This is a genomic window from Dokdonia sp. (assembly GCF_039945015.1).
GTDB lineage: Bacteria > Bacteroidota > Bacteroidia > Flavobacteriales > Flavobacteriaceae > Dokdonia.
In genome coordinates this window covers 156,897-181,651 of the sequence record NZ_JBDUXP010000015.1, presented here as the reverse complement: position 1 = coordinate 181,651, position 24,755 = coordinate 156,897, and the positions used below count along the sequence as shown (strand labels likewise).

22 protein-coding genes and 1 pseudogene are annotated in these 24,755 nt (G+C 34.1%); 11 read left to right on the top strand and 12 right to left on the bottom strand.

Annotated elements, in window-relative coordinates; genetic code table 11:
• Positions 1-41: 41 nt before the first annotated feature.
• From ABJD27_RS11650 to ABJD27_RS11610, 9 genes are all read left to right on the top strand, one after another.
• On the top strand, positions 42-1,973 hold the full coding sequence (locus ABJD27_RS11650) for a BatA domain-containing protein (protein WP_348166845.1): 1,932 nt from the start codon (positions 42-44) through the stop codon (positions 1,971-1,973).
• Positions 1,970-3,223 (top strand): dihydroorotase, encoded by a 1,254-nt coding sequence (locus ABJD27_RS11645; protein WP_348166842.1) that lies wholly within the window; start codon positions 1,970-1,972, stop codon positions 3,221-3,223. Before ABJD27_RS11650 ends, ABJD27_RS11645 begins: the two co-directional genes overlap by 4 nt.
• A 1-nt stretch (position 3,224) precedes the next feature.
• Positions 3,225-3,551 (top strand): hypothetical protein, encoded by a 327-nt coding sequence (locus tag ABJD27_RS11640; protein WP_348166839.1) that lies wholly within the window; start codon positions 3,225-3,227, stop codon positions 3,549-3,551.
• Between the two features lie 87 nt (positions 3,552-3,638).
• Positions 3,639-3,959: a hypothetical protein gene (locus ABJD27_RS11635; RefSeq protein ID WP_348166836.1), complete on the top strand. Its 321-nt coding sequence runs from the start codon at positions 3,639-3,641 to the stop codon at positions 3,957-3,959.
• An 82-nt stretch (positions 3,960-4,041) separates the two neighbouring features.
• Positions 4,042-4,692: an alpha/beta fold hydrolase gene (locus ABJD27_RS11630; RefSeq protein ID WP_348166833.1), complete on the top strand. Its 651-nt coding sequence runs from the start codon at positions 4,042-4,044 to the stop codon at positions 4,690-4,692.
• Positions 4,693-4,723: 31 nt separating this feature from the next.
• Positions 4,724-5,236, top strand: coding sequence for a hypothetical protein (locus tag ABJD27_RS11625; RefSeq protein WP_348166830.1), 513 nt, complete (start codon positions 4,724-4,726; stop codon positions 5,234-5,236).
• A 165-nt stretch (positions 5,237-5,401) separates the two neighbouring features.
• Positions 5,402-6,370, top strand: coding sequence for a DUF2157 domain-containing protein (locus tag ABJD27_RS11620; RefSeq protein WP_348166827.1), 969 nt, complete (start codon positions 5,402-5,404; stop codon positions 6,368-6,370).
• Positions 6,363-7,439 carry a DUF4401 domain-containing protein gene (locus ABJD27_RS11615; RefSeq protein ID WP_348166824.1) on the top strand — a complete coding sequence of 359 codons (1,077 nt, stop codon included), beginning with the start codon at positions 6,363-6,365 and terminating at the stop codon, positions 7,437-7,439. Before ABJD27_RS11620 ends, ABJD27_RS11615 begins: the two co-directional genes overlap by 8 nt.
• The gene (locus ABJD27_RS11610; protein WP_348166821.1) at positions 7,426-7,911 is read left to right on the top strand and encodes a GDYXXLXY domain-containing protein; all 486 of its coding nucleotides are present in this window, start codon (positions 7,426-7,428) and stop codon (positions 7,909-7,911) included. The genes ABJD27_RS11615 and ABJD27_RS11610 overlap by 14 nt, the downstream gene beginning before the upstream one ends.
• 92 nt (positions 7,912-8,003) lie before the next feature.
• On the opposite strand, the pseudogene ABJD27_RS11605 reads toward ABJD27_RS11610, so the two are convergent.
• Both ABJD27_RS11605 and ABJD27_RS11600 read right to left on the bottom strand, forming a co-directional pair.
• Positions 8,004-8,096, bottom strand: a pseudogene (locus ABJD27_RS11605) (YfcE family phosphodiesterase); the annotation flags it as partial.
• A gap of 122 nt (positions 8,097-8,218) precedes the next feature.
• The gene (locus ABJD27_RS11600; protein ID WP_348166819.1) at positions 8,219-8,710 is read right to left on the bottom strand and encodes a metallophosphoesterase family protein; all 492 of its coding nucleotides are present in this window, start codon (positions 8,708-8,710) and stop codon (positions 8,219-8,221) included.
• Positions 8,711-8,837: 127 nt separating this feature from the next.
• Here ABJD27_RS11600 and truA point away from each other — a divergent pair, with 127 nt between their 5' ends.
• Together truA and ABJD27_RS11590 are read left to right on the top strand one after the other, a co-directional pair.
• Positions 8,838-9,620 carry a tRNA pseudouridine(38-40) synthase TruA gene (gene truA / locus ABJD27_RS11595; protein ID WP_348166816.1) on the top strand — a complete coding sequence of 261 codons (783 nt, stop codon included), beginning with the start codon at positions 8,838-8,840 and terminating at the stop codon, positions 9,618-9,620.
• Positions 9,620-11,392: an ABC transporter ATP-binding protein gene (locus ABJD27_RS11590; protein ID WP_348166812.1), complete on the top strand. Its 1,773-nt coding sequence runs from the start codon at positions 9,620-9,622 to the stop codon at positions 11,390-11,392. The genes truA and ABJD27_RS11590 overlap by 1 nt, the downstream gene beginning before the upstream one ends.
• Before the next feature lie 12 nt (positions 11,393-11,404).
• Here the strand turns inward: ABJD27_RS11590 and ABJD27_RS11585 are convergent, their stop codons facing one another.
• The 10 genes from ABJD27_RS11585 to rpoC form a co-directional block, all read right to left on the bottom strand.
• The gene (locus ABJD27_RS11585) at positions 11,405-12,508 is read right to left on the bottom strand and encodes an adenylate/guanylate cyclase domain-containing protein (protein WP_348166809.1); all 1,104 of its coding nucleotides are present in this window, start codon (positions 12,506-12,508) and stop codon (positions 11,405-11,407) included.
• Between the two features lie 28 nt (positions 12,509-12,536).
• Positions 12,537-13,493: a DUF3667 domain-containing protein gene (locus ABJD27_RS11580; protein ID WP_348166806.1), complete on the bottom strand. Its 957-nt coding sequence runs from the start codon at positions 13,491-13,493 to the stop codon at positions 12,537-12,539.
• Between the two features lie 48 nt (positions 13,494-13,541).
• A complete protein-coding gene (locus ABJD27_RS11575) occupies positions 13,542-14,594 on the bottom strand; it encodes a DUF3667 domain-containing protein (RefSeq protein WP_348202042.1) in 1,053 nt (350 codons plus the stop codon).
• 4 nt (positions 14,595-14,598) lie between these two features.
• A complete protein-coding gene (locus ABJD27_RS11570) occupies positions 14,599-15,372 on the bottom strand; it encodes a diadenylate cyclase (RefSeq protein WP_348202041.1) in 774 nt (257 codons plus the stop codon).
• Between the two features lie 112 nt (positions 15,373-15,484).
• Positions 15,485-16,462 carry a DUF1028 domain-containing protein gene (locus tag ABJD27_RS11565; RefSeq protein ID WP_348172881.1) on the bottom strand — a complete coding sequence of 326 codons (978 nt, stop codon included), beginning with the start codon at positions 16,460-16,462 and terminating at the stop codon, positions 15,485-15,487.
• Positions 16,463-16,585: 123 nt separating this feature from the next.
• Positions 16,586-17,140 (bottom strand): thioredoxin family protein, encoded by a 555-nt coding sequence (locus tag ABJD27_RS11560; protein ID WP_348172884.1) that lies wholly within the window; start codon positions 17,138-17,140, stop codon positions 16,586-16,588.
• A 209-nt stretch (positions 17,141-17,349) separates the two neighbouring features.
• On the bottom strand, positions 17,350-19,239 hold the full coding sequence (gene htpG, locus ABJD27_RS11555) for a molecular chaperone HtpG (protein ID WP_348172887.1): 1,890 nt from the start codon (positions 19,237-19,239) through the stop codon (positions 17,350-17,352).
• 442 nt (positions 19,240-19,681) lie between these two features.
• Positions 19,682-19,846: a hypothetical protein gene (locus ABJD27_RS11550; RefSeq protein ID WP_348172890.1), complete on the bottom strand. Its 165-nt coding sequence runs from the start codon at positions 19,844-19,846 to the stop codon at positions 19,682-19,684.
• A 38-nt stretch (positions 19,847-19,884) separates the two neighbouring features.
• On the bottom strand, positions 19,885-20,208 hold the full coding sequence (locus ABJD27_RS11545) for a DUF3467 domain-containing protein (RefSeq protein ID WP_348172893.1): 324 nt from the start codon (positions 20,206-20,208) through the stop codon (positions 19,885-19,887).
• 223 nt (positions 20,209-20,431) lie between these two features.
• Positions 20,432-24,733 (bottom strand): DNA-directed RNA polymerase subunit beta', encoded by a 4,302-nt coding sequence (rpoC, locus tag ABJD27_RS11540; protein WP_348172896.1) that lies wholly within the window; start codon positions 24,731-24,733, stop codon positions 20,432-20,434.
• Between the last annotated feature and the right edge of the window lie 22 nt (positions 24,734-24,755).

Genomic DNA, 24,755 nt, shown 5'->3' with positions numbered 1-24,755 from the left:
ATTCCTTTTTTTCCTACTTTTGACAAAACCTTTTCAAAGGAATGCAGTTTAGACATCCAGAATTACTTTACGCCCTACTCTTACTAATCATTCCTATACTCGTTCACTTATTTCAGCTTCGTAAATTTCAGAAAGAAGACTTCACAAATGTGGCTTTTCTTAAGCAAATAAGTATGCAAACTCGAAAAAGCAATACCATCAAAAAGTGGTTGGTATTACTCACTCGACTAGGAGCTATTGCTATGATTGTCTTAGCATTTGCACAACCTTTTTTTACTCAAAGTGATAGTGCTACCAAGGAAAAGGAAACGGTTATCTATCTAGATAACTCTTTTAGTATGCAAGCAAAAGGAGCTTCTGGACAACTCTTTAAGCAAGCACTACAAGATCTTATTGTAAATATTCCCGAAGAAGAAACTTTTACACTACTTACCAATACTGAGACGTACAAGGATATTTCTATAGAAAATACTAGAAACGATCTATTACAGTTACCATATACGTCTGAGCAACTTTCGGCTGGAGCGATCGCATTAAAAGCACAAAAAGAATTTTCTTCAAACCCAGCTACCGAAAAAAGATTGATTGTCATCTCTGATTTTCAAGATAAAGGAGAAAAGCAAGCTATAGATATAGATGATGTCTCTTTACATTATGTGCAATTACGTCCTGTTATTGAAAATAACGTTGCTATAGATTCTGTATACCCCGTAAATACAGAAGCAAATAAGTTAAAGTTAATCGCACAGCTTTCTACACAAGAACGTAGAGAGACCAACGTACCTATCTCCTTGTATAATGGAGAGCAACTTATTGCCAAAGCTACTGCCTCTTTTAACGAAGCAATAGAAACACAGGTTGAGTTTGATATTGATAATCAAGCAGATTTTAAAGGGAGAATTACAATAGATGATCCTTTATTAACCTTTGACAACACCTTGTATTTTAATAACAATACTGTAAAGGCGATTAAGGTATTATCTATTAATGAAGGGGATCAAGAGTTTTTGTCTCGCATATTTACAGCGCCTGAGTTTGCATATACAGCAGCAACCATTAACGCGCTAGATTATAGCAAAATCCCTGATTACAACTTTATCATTGTAAATGAAGTAAAAGCACCTTCACAAGCACTTACAAATGCATTAGCAACCTTTGTTGCCAATGGTGGAAGTGTTTTATCTATACTACATAAAGAAGGAGAAAGATCCAATTATAATACGTTGCTTTCTAGATTAGGAGGTATACAAGTGGGGGAGTTATATACGAACCCTAGATTGGTTACGACCATTAATTATGATCATCCTCTGTATAACAACGTGTTTGATAATCGCATTAAAAACTTTCAATACCCTTCTGTGAGTAATGGATTTGCATTACTTAATGGAGAATCTATCCTGCGTTTTGAGGATGGAAGTTCATTTATTACTGGAAGAGACAAAGTATATGCCATTGCTGGCGGACTAAATACAGGGAATTCAAATTTTAAAAACTCCCCGCTTATTGTCCCTACACTATACAATATGGCTAAACAAAGTCTTGCATTGCCAAGACTATATGTGACCAATGGGATTTCAAATACATATGATATTCCTGTTATATTACAAGAAGATGAGATTTTATCACTTGCAAACATAGAGACCCCAGATAAAACACAGATTCCTTTGCAACGTACTTTTGGAAATAAAGTGACTATTACAACGCAAGAGCAACCTGAGAAAGCTGGAATTTATCATATACTCAACAAGGGTAATATCTTACAGCAGATAAGTTATAACTATAACAGAGATGAGAGTGTTTTACGATATCAAAGTTTAGAAGCTAGAGAAGGTGTAAGTTACAACTCATCTGTCGCCACATTATTTGATAGTCTTAAAGAAGCAAACAGTATTCAGTCACTTTGGAAATGGTTTGTTATTTTTGCGCTGTTATTCCTAGTATTGGAAATGCTTATCTTAAAATTTCTTAAATGAACGCACTTATAAAAGCGGCCACCGTTATTGATAGTAAAAGTTCACATCACGGGACTACTGTTGATATTCGTATCAAGGATGGAAACATTATTCAGATTGCAAAAAAACTCTCTTCAGAAAAAGGAGAACAGGTCATAGAGGATGATCATTTATGTGTATCTCAAGGTTGGTTTGATAGTAGTGTAAGTATGGGACAGCCTGGTTTTGAAGAAAGAGAAACCATCGCAAACGGACTTAATGTTGCTGCAAAAAGTGGCTTTACAGGCGTTGCTTTAAATCCTAACACCTACCCTATTCTAGATACAAGTGCAGACATTTCTTTTGTCTCAAAAATGGGAGAAGGACAGGCTTCTCGTTTATTTCCTATAGGTGCGCTTACGCGAAATAGTGAAAGCATAGATCTTGCCGAGTTGTATGATATGCAACAAGTCGGAGCAGTTGCGTTTGGAGATTACCAACGTGCCATTACCAATCCTAATCTTTTAAAAATAGCATTACAATACACCCAAGGTTTTAATGGCCTTGTACTCTCTTTCCCTCAAGAGAATAAGATTGCAGGAACAGGGAAGATGAATGAAGGTATTGTAAGTACGCGTATTGGTCTTAAGGGAATTCCTGCCATTGCAGAAAGTTTACAAGTAGCAAGAGATTTACATATACTGGAATATGCAGGTGGAAGACTTCATATCCCTACCATATCTACAGCAGCCTCTGTACAACTTATCAAAGAAGCAAAAGACAAAGGACTGGATGTAAGCTGTAGTGTGACTATACATCACTTATTCTTTACTGATGAAGCACTTCTAGACTTTAATACGAATTATAAAGTACTACCTCCTCTTAGATCGCAAGAAGATGTCACAGCCCTTATCGCAGGAGTAAAAGATGGAACCATTGATATGGTAACAAGTGACCATAATCCGTTAGATATAGAACGCAAGCAAGTAGAGTTTGATAATGCTGATTTTGGCACTATCTCTCAAGAAGCTACTTTTAGTGCTTTGCTTACATTGGTAAGTGAGAAAAAAGCAGTTCAATTATTAACAAATGGACGTGAACGTTTTACAAAAGAATCATTTCCTATCGAAAAAAACTCAGAAGCAAATCTTACATTATTTACAACAAAAGGGAGTACTACTTTTAGCGAAAGCGACATCTTATCAAAATCAAAAAATGCAAGTTTCCTAGGTGCAAAATTAAAAGGACACGTCTTTGGAGTCATTGCAAATCAAAAAATAACACTCAAGTAATATGGATGAAAATACCATCTTTGAAGGAAAGACAGCAGCAGCTTTAGGGTATATCACTTTTGTCGGATTGATCATTGCATATTTTATGAATAATGAAGTTAAAAATCCTTTTGCAGCTTTTCACATCAGGCAATCATTAGGGCTTACGCTAAGTTATTTCTTAATTATGATCCCATTGAGTATGCTAGATATTCCTTCTGCTTCTATTGGTTTTTTTATAGTATTCTTTGTTCTATGGCTCTACGGAATCATTTCTGCTTTTCAAGGTCATACACGCTCTATTCCATTGGTAGGTGATCTATATCAAAAAGTGTTTACAGCTAAGTAATCTTTACAGATCATTTGGTGTGAATAAGTAACTTTATAGGGATTCCTGCGTCCTATTTGTAGTACTCACTAATACACTATATAGATTATGACATCACTTAATGATAACAAAACAATCGCTTTTATTGCTTATTTAACTTGGATTGGGCTTATCGTAGCTATTGTGATGAATAATTCTAAAAGAAGTGATTTAGTATCGTATCATATACGTAATATGATAGGGTTATCACTCATATCTGCTGGTCTTTCGATTTTAAATTGGATAGGGTTTCCTATGCTACTTATAAGTGGGTTTGTAATTGCTCTTGTTATACTATGGGTCATAGGCTTTGTAGGTGCTTTAAAAGGTGAGAAACAAGAGATTCCTATCCTAGGAAAGTTTTTCCAAGATTGGTTTAAAAGCATTTAATTCTTGTTATTTTTATACTCTAAAATAACGACAAAGATGTCCTTATTATGAGACATCTTTATATTATCAATATATCTATATCATGCAATCACTATCTTTAGAACATATCATTCAGAAACCTACAAAAACGGGAGCTGGTAAAGCACCTCTTTTGCTCTTACTACACGGATATGGGAGTGATGAAAATGATCTTTTTAGTTTTGCGACAGAACTCCCTGAAAACTACTTTATCATCTCAGCAAGAGCACCTATGCCTATGCAACCTTATGGTAATGCTTGGTATGCTATTACTATAGATCATGAAGGTGTAAAAACCTCTGATAATGAAGGAGCAATTGTATCTAGAGATTTGATTTCGCAATTTATCACCGAAGCTGTAAACGCTTATGATCTTGATCCTTTTAATGTAACCTTACTAGGATTTAGTCAAGGAACTATTTTGAGTTATGCCGTAGCGTTGAGCTATCCAGAAAAAGTAAAAAACTTAATTGGATTAAGTGGTTATATCAATGAAGATATCATTGATGTACAATCTAATGCTGCGTATGCACACCTCAACATCTATAATTCTCACGGAACCATAGATCAAGTAATTCCTATAGAGGCTGCTCGTAAGACACCTGGGTATCTAAGTGGTTTAGGTATAGAAAGTACACTTAATGAATTTCCAGTAGGTCACGGTGTACATCCTACCAATTTTTATGAATTTAAAGAATGGCTCTTGAAACAATAAAACAATTCGATTATAATAAACAGGAATCCTATTGAAAATAATATCTAGAGATACCAATTATACATTGCTAATTATACAGTTAGTGATTATTACCTTGTTCATTATTAGTGTTGTTTTTGGTTTTATTAATACTCGAGATTATTTAAATCTTACTGAAAATTATAATAGAATTACTCCTTTATTTGAGATCATTATTTCAACACCTTTTTTTAAATCCATCATATTTTTACTTATTCCGACAATTGGAATTTTTCTAAGGAATAAAATAGGTTGGATCCTCATGACTTCTTTTTTTTATTTTTTATTCACCTATTTTTTATTCTCTTTTATAGCATTTGATCATATACAACTTCCTGACGTTTTAATATTTACAGTTATAATTGTATGCATAGGACTTATAATAATTGCCATGAATACAAAGAACATCAGTCTTATTAAATATAACATTCAACGACGTTTAATTATATCTTATAATATAGTGGCATATATCATTGGAGTAGCTATTACTATATATATAGCCTACTTATCATATCCTATTATTTAAAATAGTCAAGACTACTTCATAGATCAAATTAAGATTATACGCTTTCGCGAAAGCGTATAAAAGAGAAATTAAGGAATCCGAATGCTTTGTCATTCCGTACAAGCAGATTAAAACCATAAAGGAACTAAAAAGAAAATAGTACCTTTCTGTCTATATAAAGAGTATATGACAAAATTAAAAAGAGAGGATATTCATTTGATAAGTCGCCATAGCAATTGGTCTGAAGAAGGAGTTCAAACGACGCTTAAAAAAAGTGTTTATACAGATGTTACAACTTGGCATACTTTTTTAAGATTGTTTTTCATAAGCTTAGGGATAGGATTTACGGTAGCTGGTATCTTATTTTTCTTTGCATATAATTGGGCTGACTTACATAAATTTATCAAGATAGGACTCATAGAAGGGCTTATCATTATTTTAACTATTTATGTCGTTTTTTCTAAAATAAAACCTGATATCAAGAATATCATCCTCACAGGAACTTCTATACTCGTGGGTGTTTTATTTGCAGTTTTTGGACAAGTATATCAAACGGGAGCAAATGCCTATGACTTTTTTTTAGGCTGGACCATGGCAATTACCGTTTGGGCTATTATTGCTAATTATGGGCCTTTATGGCTTGTATACCTCCTTTTAATTAACACTACCATATTTCTATATGCAGAACAGGTCGCACAAGACTGGTCCTTTATTTTTGTATGCACCCTTCTCTTTGTAGTAAACGCAATACCCTTTGTGGCATTCTTACTGAGTTCAAAACTCTCAAAAACTTATCAAGCTCCTATCTGGCTACTCAATATACTTGTACTCGCCATGGTAAGTTTTGCGACTTTAGGGATCTTGAATGCCATTGTAGATCGTTATAATGATTATTATGATCCCTTCTTTTTTGTATTACTTTTCTTAACAATAGCTGCCTATTCTATAGGGATGTATTATGGTCAAAAACAGAAAAATGGATTTTACCTCTCTGTGATTCCGCTGAGTATTATTATCATTATCGCAACTTTTATGATTAATACTACCGAAGGAGATGGAGGTGTTCTTTTACTTGTAAGTCTCTTTATTATCATTAGTATCACTTTTGTGATTAAAAATTTAATCAATCTTCAAAAAAAGAAAACAGATGCATAACGAAGAACATATAAAAGAGTGCATCGCATCTGTACAGCAATCTGAAGGAGACTATTTCCAAGCAGATGACACTGCGATTATTCAAGCCTATAAAAAAGAAGAAGAAAACAAGTCTGGAATTGCCATAAAAACACTTGCCATTTTAGGAGGGTTTCTAGCCTGTTTAGCTTTTATAGGGTTTCTTTTTATCACAGGGATTTTCAGCTCAGGCGGCGGACTTATTATTTTTGGAGTACTACTATTAGGAAGCGCTATAGGAATAAGTAAAACCTACGATAAAGTAGTACATACAACAACGAGTATAGCCATGTACCTTATTGGTTTATTACTTATTAATTTTGGATGTGCCGAGTTAAACTTAGATATAAACACGATGGCACTTATTTCGTTAGGCATTGGGATACTCACCTTAGGAATCAATCAGACGCTTATTCTATCCTTTGTTAGTGTCATTACAATAAGTGTTTGTCTTCTTATATTGATTTTATCAAACGATCATCATTCATTGATACATCTCTATACTGCTAGTATGGCAGCTCTCTTTACATATATAATGTTGCACGAAACTAGACTCATAACGATGAGTTTAAAACTATCTAAGCTATATAGACCTATACGTAGTGGATTACTATTCTCTTTGATTTTTGGGCTCATTGCTTTAGGGAAAAAAGGGTTAATAGAAGCCTCTCCTAATAGTATATGGATCTCTTCTATTGCATTCTCTATTATTGTTGTCTACCTTGTATATCAGATCTTGCAACAACTCAAAATTCACGATCAAAAGAAGAAGACAATGATCTATATTTTGAGTATACTGGTGTTACTCTCTACGGTCTTTGCTCCTTCTATTCTTGGAGCTCTATTGATTATTCTAGTATGTTTTCTAGTGAATTACAAAACAGGAGTTGCTATAGGTATTGCGGCACTTATATATTTTATATCACAATACTATTATGACCTTAATTATACCTTACTTACGAAGTCTATTATACTATTTGTATCAGGTATACTCTTCTTGATTTTTTATCTGTTCATTACTAAAAAAAGCACACCACATGAAGAAGTATAAATGGATCATCATACTTATTAATTTATTGGTTGTCTTAGCGCTTTTTAATATCTCTATGACAAAAAAAGAAACGTTACTGTCTGATGGAACTCTTGTTTTATTAGAACTTGCGCCTGTAGATCCTAGATCATTAATGCAAGGCGATTATATGACTTTGAATTATGCAATCTCTAGAGACAGAAATAACGACGACATTCCTAAACGTGGTTATATTGTAGTAACTATGGATGCCAAGGGAGTTGCTAAAAGAGTACGTTTACAACCACATACAACACCAAAAAACGAAGGCGAATACCTCATCAATTATACAAAAGCAGATTGGAGTATGAACATCGGAGCTGAGTCTTTCTTCTTTCAAGAAGGCGAAGGTGAGAAATATGAAAATGCCGAATATGGAGGCATCAGAATAGACAATGAAGGGAATAGTCTTTTGATTGGATTGTATGATAAGAGTTTGAAGTTGATTCAGTAATTTTTTTATAGAAAAGGTATACGCTTTCGCGAAAGCGTACGTAACATTATTCCCAAAAAAGCACCAAGCTAAGAAGATATATTAATCAAGAATCACCGATCCACCTGAATCACCTCCAAGTTATCAATCTTTGTTCCTTCTATTGTAAAGCGAAGCATGGTACGTACCTTATGAAATCCATGTTTCGTATGAACGGAAAGTTTTCTAGAATTTGTGCTACGCATATTACAAATTATAGAAAACAACCACCCGCTTTCCCGTCGCTTGATTTGATACATTTATAAACTTAAAATATTATAATCAAGAATCACCGATCCACCTGAATCACTTCCAAGTTATCAATCTTTGTTCCTTCTATTGTAAAGCGAAGCATGGTACGTACCTTATGAAATCCATGTTTACCTATCGCTCCTGGGTTCATGTGTAGTAGTCCTAATTTTTTATCAGGCATTACTTTTAAAATATGGCTATGACCACAGATAAATAGCTTAGGAGGGTTTGCTCTTATCTCTTCTCGTATTGCAGGAGAATAACGTCCTGGATAACCTCCTATATGTGTAATCCATACATCTACCCCTTCACACATAAAACGATTATTTAATGGGAATTCTTGCCGTGCTTCTGAGTCATCTATATTTCCATATACTCCGCGTAAAGGCTTTACTTTTTTAAGAGCATCGGTTACTCGTAAGTCGCCTATATCGCCAGCATGCCAGACCTCATCTGCTTGCCTCGCATGTTTGAGAATATGATCATCTATATAACTATGTGTATCGCTAAGAAGAAGGATTTTTTTCAATATACATTGTATATCCACATACGTAGATATGGTTTTTATTAGGTTACTAAGGTTGGTCTTTAATATATCGCAACACTTTTTCGTTACGCTTTCGCGAAAGCGTATATTTGCTCAAAAATAATACACTTTGCGGTATTTTATACAACTATCTTATAACGGAACTCCATATCATGGATGGCAACGCCAACCTAATGCAGTTACTGTACAACAAACCATTGAGGAGGCACTCTCTACGATCTTACGTACGCCTATTACTATTATGGGAGCGGGAAGAACGGATACGGGAGTACATGCGAGTATGATGTATGCCCATATAGACATTGCACAAACGGAAGATAGTAATGCTGCTGAATTTGTTTTCGCGAAAGCGGACATCACAAAACTCATCTATAAACTCAATAGTTTTTTACCTGCTAGTATTGCTATTATAAAGATAGTACCGGTTACCGAAGAAGCACATGCACGTTTTCATGCGACTCATAGATCATATTTGTATAGAATAAGTCCTACGAAAAATCCGTTTACACAAGAGCGAGCATTTTACCATAAGATTCCATTGGATTTACAACGTATGCAAGAAGCATCAAATATCTTATTGGACTATAAGGATTTCGAATGCTTTAGCAGATCAAATACAGATGTCAACACGTATCTTTGTGATATCAAAGAAGCCTCTTGGAAGGAACTAGATGGAGAATATCATTTTATAATAACAGCAGATCGCTTTTTACGTAATATGGTACGCGCTGTTGTAGGAACTTTACTTGAGATAGGACAAGAAAAACGTCCTGTATCTTGGATGCACGAAGTTATAAAAGGGAAGAATAGAAGTCTGGCTGGATCTTCTGTTCCAGCACACGGATTATACCTGACCGATATTGGATATCCAAAAAATATATTTATAGATTAATGGCAAGTACAAAAGGAAAAGCATTTGACACAAAACTCTTTAAAAGGCTCTTGCAGTTTGCAAAACCTTATAAAGGGCAATTGTATATTGCTGGTATAGCTGCTATACTCCTATCTGTATTTGCAGCTTTGCGTCCTTTCTTTATGAAAAACGCGATTGATATAGGTATTAATCAGAAAGATTCAGAAAGTCTTATTTATTTTCTGACTATGATGGGCTTAGTTCTTTTGGGACAAGTCCTGTTTCAATTATTATTTATTTATTTTTCAAACTGGATTGGACAACAAGTAATACGAGATATACGTGTTGCTCTTTTTGATCATATGCTTCGGTTTAAAATGCAGTATTATGACACATCTGCTGTTGGGAGACTCGTTACTAGAGCTGTAGGAGATATAGAGACGATTTCTAGTATTTTCAGTCAGGGTCTTTTTATGATTATTGCAGACCTTCTCAAAATGGGGGTTGTTCTTGGATTTATGTTTTGGGAGAGTTGGCAGCTTACATTAATCGTTCTTGCTGTTTTTCCTATTATTTTATATGCAACACGCCTTTTCCAACGCGCTATGAAAGTCGCTTTTGAAGAAGTACGCACGCAAGTAGCAAATCTCAATACCTTTGTACAAGAACGTGTCACTGGAATGAAAATCGTGCAAGTGTTTAATCGCGAAACTATAGAACATAAGAAGTTTGCAGCGATTAATAAAAAACATATGGATGCTTGGAATAAGACAGTGTGGTATAATTCTATCTTCTTCCCTATTGCCGAGATGTGTACTTCTATTACCATAGGACTGGTTGTATGGTATGGAGGAATGAAAATGGCTCAATCATCTGATGCTATTACTCTTGGAATGATTACCGCCTTTATAAGTTATATACAAATGCTATTTACACCACTACGCCAAATAGCAGATAAGTTTAATACGCTACAAATGGGGATGGTAGCAGCAAATCGTGTATTTGAGATCTTAGATACTGATTCAAAAATTAAAGACAAAGGCACAAAAGAACTCTCAGAAATTAAAGGGAAAATCACGTTTGACAATGTCCGTTTTAGCTATATAGAAGACGAAGAAGTCTTAAAAGGTGTTTCATTTACTGCAGAACCTGGACAAACAATTGCCATTGTAGGATCTACTGGTGCCGGAAAATCAACCATTATCAATCTATTAAATCGTTTTTATGAAATCGATAGTGGTATTATTGTTATAGATAACACCTCAATTTCTGATATCAAGTTAAAACAATTAAGAAAAGAAATTGCCGTCGTGTTACAAGATGTATTCCTTTTTGCCGATTCTATTCTCAATAATATAACGCTTAATGATCCGTCTATTTCTGAAGAAACGGTTATTGCATCTGCTAAGGAAATTGGAGTACATACGTTTATTTCTAGCCTTCCTGATGGATATCATTATAATGTAAAAGAGCGTGGTGCTATGCTATCTAGTGGACAGCGTCAACTTATTGCCTTTTTACGTGCGTATGTAAGTAAGCCATCTATTCTTATTCTGGATGAAGCAACTTCATCTGTAGATTCACACAGTGAGCAATTAATTCAAAAGGCCATTAGCAAAATTACCAAAGGACGTACCTCTATTGTTATTGCACATCGTCTTGCTACCATAAAGAATGCAGATCTTATTATGGTTATGGAAAAAGGGAAAATTGTAGAGCAAGGTACTCATAAGGAATTACTCAAAAAAGAACAAGGTCATTACCTTAATCTTTATGAAGCTCAGTTTACAGAAGCTGAGGAAATACTATAGAAAGGAATTCTATTATTGACTTTCTTTGTATTGATATGTTATCAGTTCTATTTCTTCTGCTTTACCTCTTAACTGCACAGAACCTATCGCTATCTTTTTAAAACCTTCTGGTAATTGATACATAATATCAGAAAACGCACTTGAGGTAAGAATATCAACTCCTTTCTCATTACACTTTGCTTGGATACGAGCTGTCGTATTAAGTACATCTCCAGAAAAAGCTATATCACGTTTTATTTTTCCTAACTCTCCTACCATAACAGAACCATAGTGAAGTCCTACTTTAAATATAGGTAGATATCCATAGTTTTTCATATAATATGCTTCTCGCTTTGCGATCTCATCTTGCATTTTATAAAAGCATAGTAATGCATTTGCTTTACGAAGTCCATTTTTCATTTTCCACGTAAGTACAACTTCATCTCCTACGTATTGATATACTTCTCCTTGTGTTTGTTGTATTGCTGGAGCAATATCATTAAAGAAATCTTTTAGGAAATTAAAATACTTTTGCTCTCCTAACGTCTCTGCAATACCAGTAGCATTACGTATATCTGCAAACATAAAAATACGTCGCTCTTTTTTAGGACTAAAGTATTTTCCTTTAAGATAATCAGGAAAAACACCTGGACCATATTTATCATTAATCATAAAGACAATCACAGTGCCTAGAACTATAAATAACCAGATAATGAGGTTTTTTATAAACAACCAACCACCAAAGAATGCTTTAACAGCTTCTATAACATCTTCACTATGGAAAGGTTTTCCTAAATAATCACTATAAAAAAAAGTGCTACCTATGAGACTAATAATAAGTGCGACTATAATGTAAGTTATAGATATTAGTATAAGTGCTTTTCCAAAAGCATACTTTCTAAGACTACGCTCCATAAAATTAAGGGTAAGTGTCCCTCCTATAACACCAGCAATAACAGATACCATAAGGTTTGCCCTAAAAGCTAATGTAAAATCAAAATCTGATGCTAATGCATTATTATCCAGTAATGTCAAATATTCATAAAAGAATAAGGCATTAAAAATAAGTACCCAAGCAACGAGCACCCAGAAAGCCCTTTTTGTGTAGTACCATAATTTTTGTTTGGAGAAACTCATATTTTTTTTGCTTTCGCGAAAGCGTACTTTATCTAATACTATCTTTTACTGTCTGTATAACATGTTGCATGGTATCACTGTTTATAGAGTCTTTAACTGCTTCTTGCATGGCTCTTTGTGCTTCTACTTGTTCTTTCATCATTCTAAAAAATTCATAATTATCTAATTGACCAGACTTCGCTAGATACACTCCTATAACAGCAATAATAATCATAAGTAATCCAAAAAGAATAGCACCTATTAAAAAGAATAGCCCCGTTTTTAGAACAATACTTCCCATATCTAGTTTGAATAATCGCTTTAAAACATAACCCATGTAGACGATCATTAGAATAATGCTTACGAATCCAAATATCTGAGCTAATGTTTGATTCCAAACAAAACATATTCCTACAATGGTGTTTAACATAGCAATATGTGAGTACCCATATAGGTAGATCACAAAATGCTCTACCAAATTATACTTTTTATAATTCCAAAATACAAGTCTGGAAAGCAGTGCCAATATAGGAATCATGGCAAAATACGTAAGAGACTGATGTTCCATCATCGTACGGATCGTACTTCCAACCATATCCTTTTGAACTTCTGCTACGCTACCTTTATAAATACTTGTTTGCGCTAGTATCATATCATCTAGGAACCAATTTTTAATGATAAAAGCATACACACTTGCTATGGTTATCGCTACTGCAAAATAACTAAAAGCAGGAAGGTATTTTTTACGCATTCCGTGCATATAACCTCCTATCACATCTTCAGGTCTTTTAAATAATCCTAAAAATGTACGCAAAAACGCATTTTCTACATTTAAGAAACGATCTACAAAATCTTCAAAAAGGTTACGCCACGTAATACGGTTATAAACACGTTTACCTCCACAACTAGAACAGAAACGTTGATCTAATGCGAGAGGTTCCTCACAATTAATACAGGTATCTCTTACTTCTAGAAGTGCTTGTTTACGTTTTGCTATTTTTCCCATGGGAAGATAAATTGGTCAGTTTATAAGAGGCAATTTAAGATAATGTAGCTAGGTACCAAAAAGTAAGACGGTATCCTTTATACTTTTTGTAAACTGCCGTACACTATCCATACGAATACTATCTTTTGCTGCCTTAGCAGCTTCTTTTAATGATCGCTGTTGCTCTCCTAGTTCTTTTGCCTTTTCAATAAATGAATCAAAAAAACCAAGTTTATAAAAAATGACTCCTAATGATCCAAAAACAACAAGAGACAACACCCCAAAAACAACAAAGAATAATAGTGTTTTTAATAGAACCTTTTCTATAGTAAGATCAAAAAGGCGCATAAGTACATAAATAGCATATCCAAGATATACAACCATTAACAAAGAACTTGCAATCACCTGAGTAGTTGGAGACCATATAAGTAGAATTCCCAGAATAGATGCAATAATTTGTGTATGTGAGTATATATACAAATAGATCACTACATGTTCTATAAAATTATATTTCTTATAATTCCAGAAGACTAATTTTGATATTAATGCATAAAACGGAATGTATATAAACGTAATAACAGATTGATACTCAAATATCATATTCACCATTGACATGGCTTCTTTCGTAAAATCTTCGGCTCCTTCAGAATTAGCATTTTCTATCCCTTGAAGAATAACAGCATCATCGAGAAACCACTTCCTAAAAACAAATAAGTATAAACCAGAAAGTGTAAGGGCTATTGCAAAATAGCTAAAAGCTGATAAGTATCTTTTACGTAACCCGTCTATATACCCACCTATGACATCTTCAGGTTTTGTAAACATGGCAATAAACGTACGCAAAAAGTTATTCTCAATATTTAAAAATCGATCTACAAAGTCTTCTGTAAGATTATGCCAGTTCAATCTATTAAACATACGTTTTGCCCCACAACTAGAACAAAAAGCTTCATCAAGATTTAATTGTTTATCACAGTTTTTACATCGATCAGATATGGTAAGGAGTTCTTGCTCTTTCTTCTTCTTTTTCTTCTTCTTTTTAGACACTGCCTTTTCTTTAGTAGACAATTCCTTTTCTTCAGTAGACAGTTCCTTTTTTTCTGGGAGTAACTCTTCTTCCATATGGCTAACTTAAATCTGTTGTGATTAGTTCTCTCAATTCGTCTATCGTTTTAAAAATCACAAATTCTCCATTTTTCACATAACTAATATCTCCTGACTCTTCACTAACAACAAGGGCAAGTGCATCTGTTTTTTCTGTAATACCAAATGCAGCTCTGTGACGTAACCCAAAACGTAGTGGTATAGAACGTCCTTGAGTCACTGGAAGAATAACCCTCGTAGCAGTAATCACATTATCCTCTATAATCATAGCACCATCATGAAGGGTAGAGTTCTTATAGAAGATACTCTCTATTATAGGTTTATTTACTTCTATATCCATAGCATCACCTGTTGCTTTTACAAATTCAAGACTCGTAGTCCTACGTATTACAATAAGTGCTCCTGTATATTGTTTTCCCATATTAACGCAGGCATCCAAAATAGCATTTACATCAATATCTAATCCTTTATCATTCTTAGAAAATTGAAAATTCTTAAAAACTGCTTTACCCCTAAGGTTTGTACTTCCTATCATTAATAAGAACTTACGTATCTCTTGTTGAAATACAACAATAAGCGCAAACATTCCTACACCTATAAATTGTCCAAGAATGGTACTAAGTAATTCCATTTTTAATAGTTCTGTAAGTTGCCATATTAAGTAAATGACAACAATCCCTATAAAAATATTTATTGCTACAGTTCCTTTTACTAATTTATAGACATAGTATAGTAATGTAGCCACTAATACAATGTCTATAATATCGAGTATTCTAAAGTTTTCTAGTATTTCCAAAAAAGCTTGCTTTGTAGTAAAAGTAAAAGAAAAAACAACAGCGTAAAACTTGCTGCATAAAAAAACCGTTTTCAAGTTATGAAAACGGTTTATAACAAGGAGTTATATCTATTTATTTATTAATAATAATTTTCTGAGTTGTTATTATTTCTGTGTCATTTTGTAATGATAAGAAATAAACTCCGTTTCCATACTTTGACACATCTAATGATGTAAGGTTATTTGTAATTGAAAAACGTGCTACTTCCTGGCCGGTAACATTATAAAGTATTGCATTTTTTACATTTGCAACAGATCTTATAAATAACTCTCCATTCGTCGGGTTAGGATATATATTAATACCATTAACTGTCGAAGGATCATCTACCGAGAGAGCTTGATCAAAAAGAGTTTGTAACTCATCAATAGGTTCAAAAACTTCACTAGTAATCCAGACATTAAGATCCAATGACAGATTGCCATAAGAGCTATCGGTATCAGAAGGATCTGCAACACGTATAAAAGCAGATGCTGAACTTACACCAAATTCTAAACATCTAGAATCTGCTCCTGGGCGTTTTGCTGCTTGCATTGCTGCCATTAATTTTTCTGCAAGTGTTCCATCCGTATTTATAAAAGCATTTTCCATATCAAGAACTACCTCATCAGATATTAAGATATTACCCGCAATAGAGTAATTAGGGCCTGTAGCATGTATAAATTCTTCAAAACAATTAGGTCCTGTAAAAGCGGCACTTAATGGATTTCCATCATTTAAAGTAACAGCAGTATATTGACGAGCAGAAGGATCATTTGCTATATCATTATCTTGAAGCCATTGCATGATTTCTTCTGGAGTATCTCCAGCAACCATACGGGTTCTAGCATTATTTTGGTTTGTAGGGTCATAAAAAGATTGTGTATGGATAGCTCCAACACCTAACACAATATCGCTTATAGCTTGTGCTCCATCTTCAGCACCTATACAAGTAGCACCAGCGCTTCCTATTTCTCCAGTATCAGGATCTACAGCAACAATAGAAAAAGTATGTTGCCCATAAGAAATTGTAATAAATAAGAATACTAATAAGGTAAATGTAATTTTTTTCATAGTTGTAGGATTATACTATAATAACAACCTATGAGTTTATTTTCCTACCTAGAAACATCCTTTTTAACTTTTTAATAGTTGGATGTCATATAACCTATAAAATTACCTTAAAAAGAGCGTCTACTACTTCCACTTTATACCGCAACCCATACTTGGTTTCTGAACCATCGTTTGTGGTCTGCTATTAAATACATTATCTAATGCTTCTCTTAAGTCACGACCATTTACAGGAATCCCATTACCAGGTCTTGAATCATCTAGTTGTCCTCTATACACCAATCTATCATCTGCTCCAAAAAGATAAAAATCTGGAGTGCAAGCAGCATCATATGCCTTTGCTACTTCTTGGCTAGCATCAAATAAGTATGGAAAAGTAAAATTATTTTTACGTGCATTGTCCCACATTTCTTTGGGTCCATCCTGTGGATAGGAAACAATATCATTACTACTTATGGCTACAAAACCAAATCCGAGTACTCTATAATCATTTGCAACACGAACAACTTCATCTATTACATGAATTACAAATGGGCAATGATTACATATAAACATAACCACGGTTCCTCGATCACCTTTTACGTCTCCATAACTACAAAGTGCATTGGTTACAGCGTCTGTAAGTTTAAAATCCGGAGCTTTGGTTCCTAGCTCAATCATATTAGAAGGTGTGAGTGCCATAGTTTTTATATAAATTATGAGTTAAACGTTTTTAAAGATACGTACTAATTGGACGTAAAACAGGATAGAATGTTACGTATTTACTGGCTTAATTATAGTCTTAATTATTTTAAAACACATTTTTACGCTTTCGCGAAAGCGTACTCAGACATAAAAAAACCACTTCCTAAAAACTAGAAAGTGGTTTTTTATAAAACTATAAATTACGATTATTTTATCATACCATATGAACGGTTAATAAAATCAGTAAGTTCTTCTCCTTTTAGAAGGTTTTGAGAAAGCTTTGCTAAGTCAAAAGACTGCTTAATTAAACGTTCTTTTTTCTTTGCTGTTTTTGTGTTTAATATCTCTGAAACAAGTTCGTGATTTGCATTTACAACTAAGTTGTACATATCTGGCATATTACCCATACCAAACATACCGCCACCGCCACCAGACTGCTGCATCTCTTTCATACGACGCATAAACTCTGGTTGTGTAATAATAAATGGTGCTGCAGCACTATCCATAGCTTCCATCTGTACGGTATAAGTACTATCTCCGATACTGTCTGTGATTACAGTTTTAAGTGTTTCTTTTTCCTCGTCTGATAATTTGCTTATTTGCGCCTCATCTTTCTTAATCAAATTATCAATATGATCTCCATCTACACGTACAAAAGAAATGCTTTCTTTACTTGTTTCTAGTTTTTGAATCAAATGACTTACAATAGGAGAATCTAATAATAAGACTTCATATCCTTTATCTTTTGCACTCTGGATATATGCATGTTGTGCATCTTTATCACTTGCATATAAAATGATAAGTTTATCATCTTTATCCGTCTGTGTTTCTTTTATTTTGGTTTCAAGTTCCTCCCAAGTAAGGTACGATCCATCTACCGTAGGGTATAGCATAAATGCATCTGCTTTTTCAAAGAATTTATCTTCAGAAAGCATTCCATATTCTATTACTACTTTAATGTCGTTCCATTTACTTTCAAAATCTTCACGATCATTATTAAATAATGATTTAAGTTTATCTGCAACTTTACGAGTAATGTATCCTGAGATTTTCTTTACTGCCCCATCTGCTTGTAAATAACTACGAGATACATTTAAAGGAATATCTGGAGAATCTATAACACCACGTAACATGGTTAAGAAGTCTGGTACAATCCCCTCTACATTATCTGTTACAAATACTTGATTTTGATATAACTGAATGCGATCTTTTTGTGCATTCATGTCTTGACCAAGTTTAGGGAAATATAATATTCCTGTAAGATTAAAAGGGTAATCTACATTAAGGTGAATATTAAAAAGAGGCTCTTCAAATTGTGATGGGTATAACTCACGATAGAATCCTTTATAGTCTGCTTCTTCTAAATCTGCAGGTTGTTTTGTCCAAGCTGGATTAGGGTTGTTTATAATATTATCAACCTCTTGCGTTGGTGCTGGATCTTCTTCTTTTGCGTCTTCTGGTTTAGGAAGTGTTTCTGTCTTCATACCAAACTTAATTGGTACAGGCATAAACTTATTATACTTCGTTAAAAGCTCTGAAATACGTCCTTCTTCAAGGAATTCTGTACTATCCTCTGCAATATGAAGAATGATTTCAGATCCTCTTTCTGCCTTGTCTGCTTCTACAAGTGTAAACTCTGGAGATCCATCGCACGTCCAGTGTGCACCTGGTTCATCTTTATGAGACTTTGTAATGATTTCTACCTTTTCGGCAACCATAAACGCAGAATAGAATCCTAAACCAAAGTGTCCTATAATTCCTGCATCTTTTGCAGAATCTTCGTATTTATTTAAAAATTCTTCAGCTCCAGAAAAAGCTACTTGATTGATATACTTCTCTACCTCTTCTGCTGTCATACCAAGACCTTGATCTATAATATGAAGCTTCTTTCCTTCTTTGTCTATTTTTACTTCTATACGAGGATTTCCATACTCAACTTTAGATTCACCTATACTAGCAAGGTGTTTTAGTTTAAGTGTTGCATCCGTTGCATTTGAAATTAATTCTCTAAGGAATATCTCGTGATCACTATATAAGAACTTTTTAATAAGTGGGAAGATATTTTCTACCGACACATTAATTTTTCCTGTTGACATATGTTTAGTATTTGATAATTAGATGTTTTATTTGATAATCTATTAGTCAAAAAAAATACCAATTCTCATATTATGACAAGATGACATAACCACATATTCAGATACTTAAAACGATAAGGTATAAAGATATAAGCATCCATAGGAGAATTCCTATGGATGCTTATATAGTTCTGTAATTATATGTATTAAATAATTTTAAACTTATAGTTTTCGCTTCTTCTTCAGTAGTCACGATCGTTAAGTTTAGAGGCTTAATCCAATCTATTAAAGCATTTACTCCTTAAGGATTTTTAGGTTTTATAAGTATGATTGGATGTTTTTTTTCTTCTTTATTTCTTCCTATTTCATTAAAGAAATCTATTGTTTTTCGTAATCTATCTCTATAGGTATACTATAATTCTGAAAAATCTAAAAATAACATATAACAATTTGTCTGAAAATATTACTGACATGTTTTCTCAAATAGGTAATCAGCAATAGTATTTCCTTTTGAACCATTTTTTATTGTTCCAGAGACTTTACATAATAAAAATCGAGAATCTTCATCTACTTGAAAAGGTACTGTTATATCATGATCTTGATCATAATTAATGTCATAAAACATCATACTCTACTTCTAGTATACTCTAGAGTAATTAAATTGTATTAAGCTTGACCAGTTGGACCAAAATTTAACGGAATAGGTTGTTTTTCATAATCCTTAATTTCTCCGTGTGCATTTTCAAAACGTTTAATATTTTCGGCAAGTGCTTTTGTTAATCGTTTTGCATGTTGTGGGGTAAGTATAATTCTAGATTTTACTTTGCTCTTAGGTGTTCCTGGCATAATATTTACAAAATCTACCACAAACTCAGAAACTGAATGATTGATTATTGCTAAATTAGAATAGGTTCCTTGTGCAACGGCTTCATCAAGTTCTATATTGATTTGTCCTTTCTTCTTTTGATTGTTACTATTATTTTCTGCCATGATATTGCATTTTACATTCATTCTCAAGCCATCACCTAGGATAAACTTATAACTACATTTTTGTTAATTCTCTATTATAAGGTATAATCAATATACGCATAAGTCTGCTCTTGTAAAAACAGAAATTCTATTATACCAATGTGTGTGTATTAAAAATCCCATCTTGTAAAACAAGATGGGATTTCATTTAATTTATATAAGAGTACGCTTTCGCGAAAGCATACTAATTATAATTTACTTCTTGCTTTTCAGCCATCATGTTATCTAAATCTTCTTTGCTTCCTACAATAATATTATCATAGCGACGCATACCTGTACCTGCTGGGATTTTATGCCCAACAATTACATTCTCTTTAAGACCTTCTAAGGTATCAATCTTACCGCTTACAGCAGCTTCGTTTAATACTTTTGTTGTCTCTTGGAAAGAAGCAGCAGAAATAAATGATTTTGTTTGAAGTGATGCCCTCGTAATACCTTGAAGTATAGGTGATGCTGTAGCTGGAGTAACTCCTCTAGCAACAACAAGGTTTTTATCTTCTCTTCTTAGTATTGAGTTTTCATCTCTAAGATCACGTGGTGAAACAATCTGACCTGCTTTAAGGTTTTCTGATTCTCCAGCGTCTTCAACTACTTTCATTCCAAAAATAGCATCATTTTCTTCAATAAAGTCGGCTTTATGTACTAATTGATTCTCAAGGAAGATAGTATCTCCCGGATCTTCAATACGTACTTTACGCATCATCTGGCGTACAACTACTTCAAAGTGCTTATCGTTGATCTTCACCCCTTGTAAACGATATACTTCTTGTACTTCATTTACTAAGTATTGTTGTACCGCAGATGGGCCTTTTATATTCAAGATATCATTTGGTGTTACAGAACCATCAGAAAGTGGCATACCTGCACGTACATAATCATTTTCTTGTACAAGAATTTGATTCGATAACTTTACTAAGTATTTCTTAATCTCTCCTAGTTTAGATTCAACGATAATCTCACGATTACCACGTTTTATCTTACCAAAAGAAACAACACCATCTATCGCAGATACAACTGCTGGGTTTGAAGGGTTACGTGCTTCAAATAATTCTGTTACACGTGGAAGACCTCCTGTAATATCTCCTGCTTTTGCAGATTTACGAGGTATTTTTACAAGAATCTTTCCTTCTTTTACTGCTTCGCCATCATCAATCATTAAGTGAGCTCCTACAGGAAGGTTATACGAACGAAGCGCATTTCCTTCTGAGTCTTCAATAATTAATGTAGGTATCTTTTTCTTATCTCTAGATTCTGAAATTACTTTTTCTTGGAAACCTGTTTGTTCATCAGTCTCTACACGGTATGTAATACCTTGTTCAATACTTTCGAATTTAATTTTTCCAGAGAATTCAGAAATAACAACTCCGTTAAATGGATCCCACTTACAAATTAAATCTCCTTCTTTTACAATATCTCCAGACTTTATGAAAAGTTGAGAACCATAAGGGATTGTATTTGTACTTAATGTGATTCCTGTTTTAGGATCTGTTATTTTAGCTTCAGAAGTACGAGAAATAACAATAAGAGCATCATTACCCTCATTATCGGTTCCTTTTACTGTCTTAAGATCTTCTATTTCTAATTTACCAGGGAATTTAACTTTTACATTACTATCCTCAGAGACACCTCCTGCAACCCCTCCTACGTGGAAAGTACGTAGTGTAAGTTGTGTACCAGGTTCTCCAATAGATTGTGCTGCAACAACACCTACAGCCTCTCCCATTTGTACTGTCTTACCAGTAGCAAGGTTACGACCATAACATTTTACACAGATTCCTTTCTTAGCTTCACAAGTAAGAGCAGATCTTACTTCTACACTTTCGATAGGAGCAGCACCGATAGCCGCTGCTATATCATGTGTAATTTCTTCTCCAGCATGTGCAAGAATGTCATTAGTAAGTGGGTTAATAACATCATTTAAAGATGTTCTACCTTCTATACGATCTTGTAATTTTTCAATTACTTCTTCATTCTTCTTAAGTGCAGAAACTTCAACACCTCTTAATGTATCACAATCTGTACTGTTTATTATAACGTCTTGTGAAACATCTACTAGACGACGTGTTAAGTAACCTGCATCTGCTGTTTTAAGAGCGGTATCTGCAAGTCCTTTACGTGCACCGTGAGTAGAGATAAAGTATTCAAGAATTGAAAGTCCTTCTTTAAAGTTAGAAAGAATTGGATTTTCAATAATAGCTCCTCCTCCATCGTTAGATTTCTTAGGTTTTGCCATCAGACCACGCATACCTGTAAGCTGACGAATCTGCTCTTTAGATCCACGGGCTCCTGAGTCAAGCATCATATACACCGAGTTAAATCCTTGTTGATCTTCACGTATACGCTTCATAGAAAGCTCAGTAAGCTTAGCATTTGTAGAAGTCCAGATATCAATAACTTGGTTATAACGCTCTGTATTTGTAATAAGACCCATATTATAAGATCCTGCAATACCATCTACTTGACCGTTTGCTTCATCAATCATCTCTTGCTTTTCAGCAGGAATAATGATATCTCCAAGAGAGAATGATAACCCTCCACGGAATGCATAACCATATCCCATTGTTTTGATGAGATCAAGGAATTCTGCCGTTTGCGGTACACTGGTAACTTTTAAAATATTACCAATAATATCACGTAACGATTTCTTAGTCAATACTTCATTAATGTATCCTGCCACTTCTGGAACAGCTTCATTAAATAATACACGACCTACCGTTGTCTCAATAATTTGATATGTAAGTTTTCCTTCTTCGTTATAATCTAAAGCACGTACTTTGATTATCGCATTAATATCTACGATTTTCTCATTATATGCTATAGTAACTTCATCTGCAGAGTAAAAAGTAATTCCTTCTCCTTTTACATGAAATTCTGGAGTCGATTTTCTGGCCTTTGTCATATAGTAAAGACCTAATACCATATCCTGAGAAGGTACCGTTACTGGTGCTCCATTTGCAGGGTTTAAGATATTATGAGAAGCTAACATTAATAATTGAGCTTCTAGAATCGCTTCAGGTCCTAATGGTAAATGTACTGCCATTTGATCTCCATCAAAATCGGCGTTAAATGCTGTACATACCAATGGGTGTAACTGTATTGCTTTACCTTCTATAAGTTTAGGTTGAAATGCTTGAATACCTAAACGGTGAAGTGTAGGAGCACGGTTTAAGAGTACTGGATGTCCTTTAAGAACATTCTCCAAGATATCCCAAACCACTGGCTCTTTTTTATCTATAATTTTCTTTGCAGATTTTACAGTTTTTACAATTCCTCTTTCGATCAATTTACGGATCACAAAAGGCTTATAAAGCTCTGCTGCCATTCCTTTAGGAATACCACATTCAAATAATTTAAGTTCTGGTCCAACGACAATTACAGAACGTGCAGAATAATCAACACGTTTTCCAAGTAAGTTCTGACGGAAACGTCCTTGCTTACCTTTTAAAGAATCAGAAAGAGACTTTAATGGTCTGTTACTATCTGTTTTTACTGCAGATGACTTACGCGTATTATCAAAAAGAGAATCTACAGATTCCTGTAGCATACGCTTTTCGTTACGTAAAATTACTTCTGGTGCTTTGATTTCCATCAAACGCTTCAGACGGTTATTACGTATAATTACACGACGGTATAAATCATTTAAATCAGAAGTCGCAAAACGTCCTCCATCAAGTGGCACTAATGGACGTAATTCTGGTGGAATTACCGGAACTACCTTCATAATCATCCACTCAGGAAGATTCTCACGATTCTTATTTGCATCACGTAACGCTTCTACAACTTGAAGACGTTTAAGTGCCTCCGTTTTACGTTGTTTAGACGTTTCGTTATTTGCTTTATGACGTAACTCATAAGAAAGCCCATCAAGGTCAATACGTCTTAATAACTCAATAAGACACTCTGCACCCATCTTTGCGATGAATTTATTAGGGTCTGTATCATCAAGATATAAATTCTCTTGTGGTAATGTATCTAATATATTAAGATACTCTTCTTCTGTAAGGAAATCCATTTTATTTAATGGTTCTCCTTCTTCATTATTTGCGATACCTGGTTGTATAACTACATAACGCTCATAATAGATAATCATATCAAGCTTCTTTGAAGGAAGCCCTAATAAATATCCAATTTTGTTTGGTAAACTTCTAAAGTACCAGATGTGTGCTACAGGAACAACAAGACTAATGTGTCCTACACGATCACGACGTACTTTTTTCTCAGTTACCTCTACACCACAACGGTCACATACGATTCCTTTGTAGCGTATTCTTTTATATTTTCCACAAGCACATTCATAGTCCTTTACAGGGCCAAAAATACGCTCACAGAACAACCCGTCACGCTCTGGTTTGTGCGTACGATAGTTGATAGTTTCTGGCTTTAAAACTTCACCTTTTGAAGCTCCCAAGATAGACTCTGGAGAAGCAAGACCTATTGAGATCTTGTTAAAGCTTTTTTGAGTTGCATTATCATTATTTCTTGCCATAATTCAATGTATGTCGAATTAA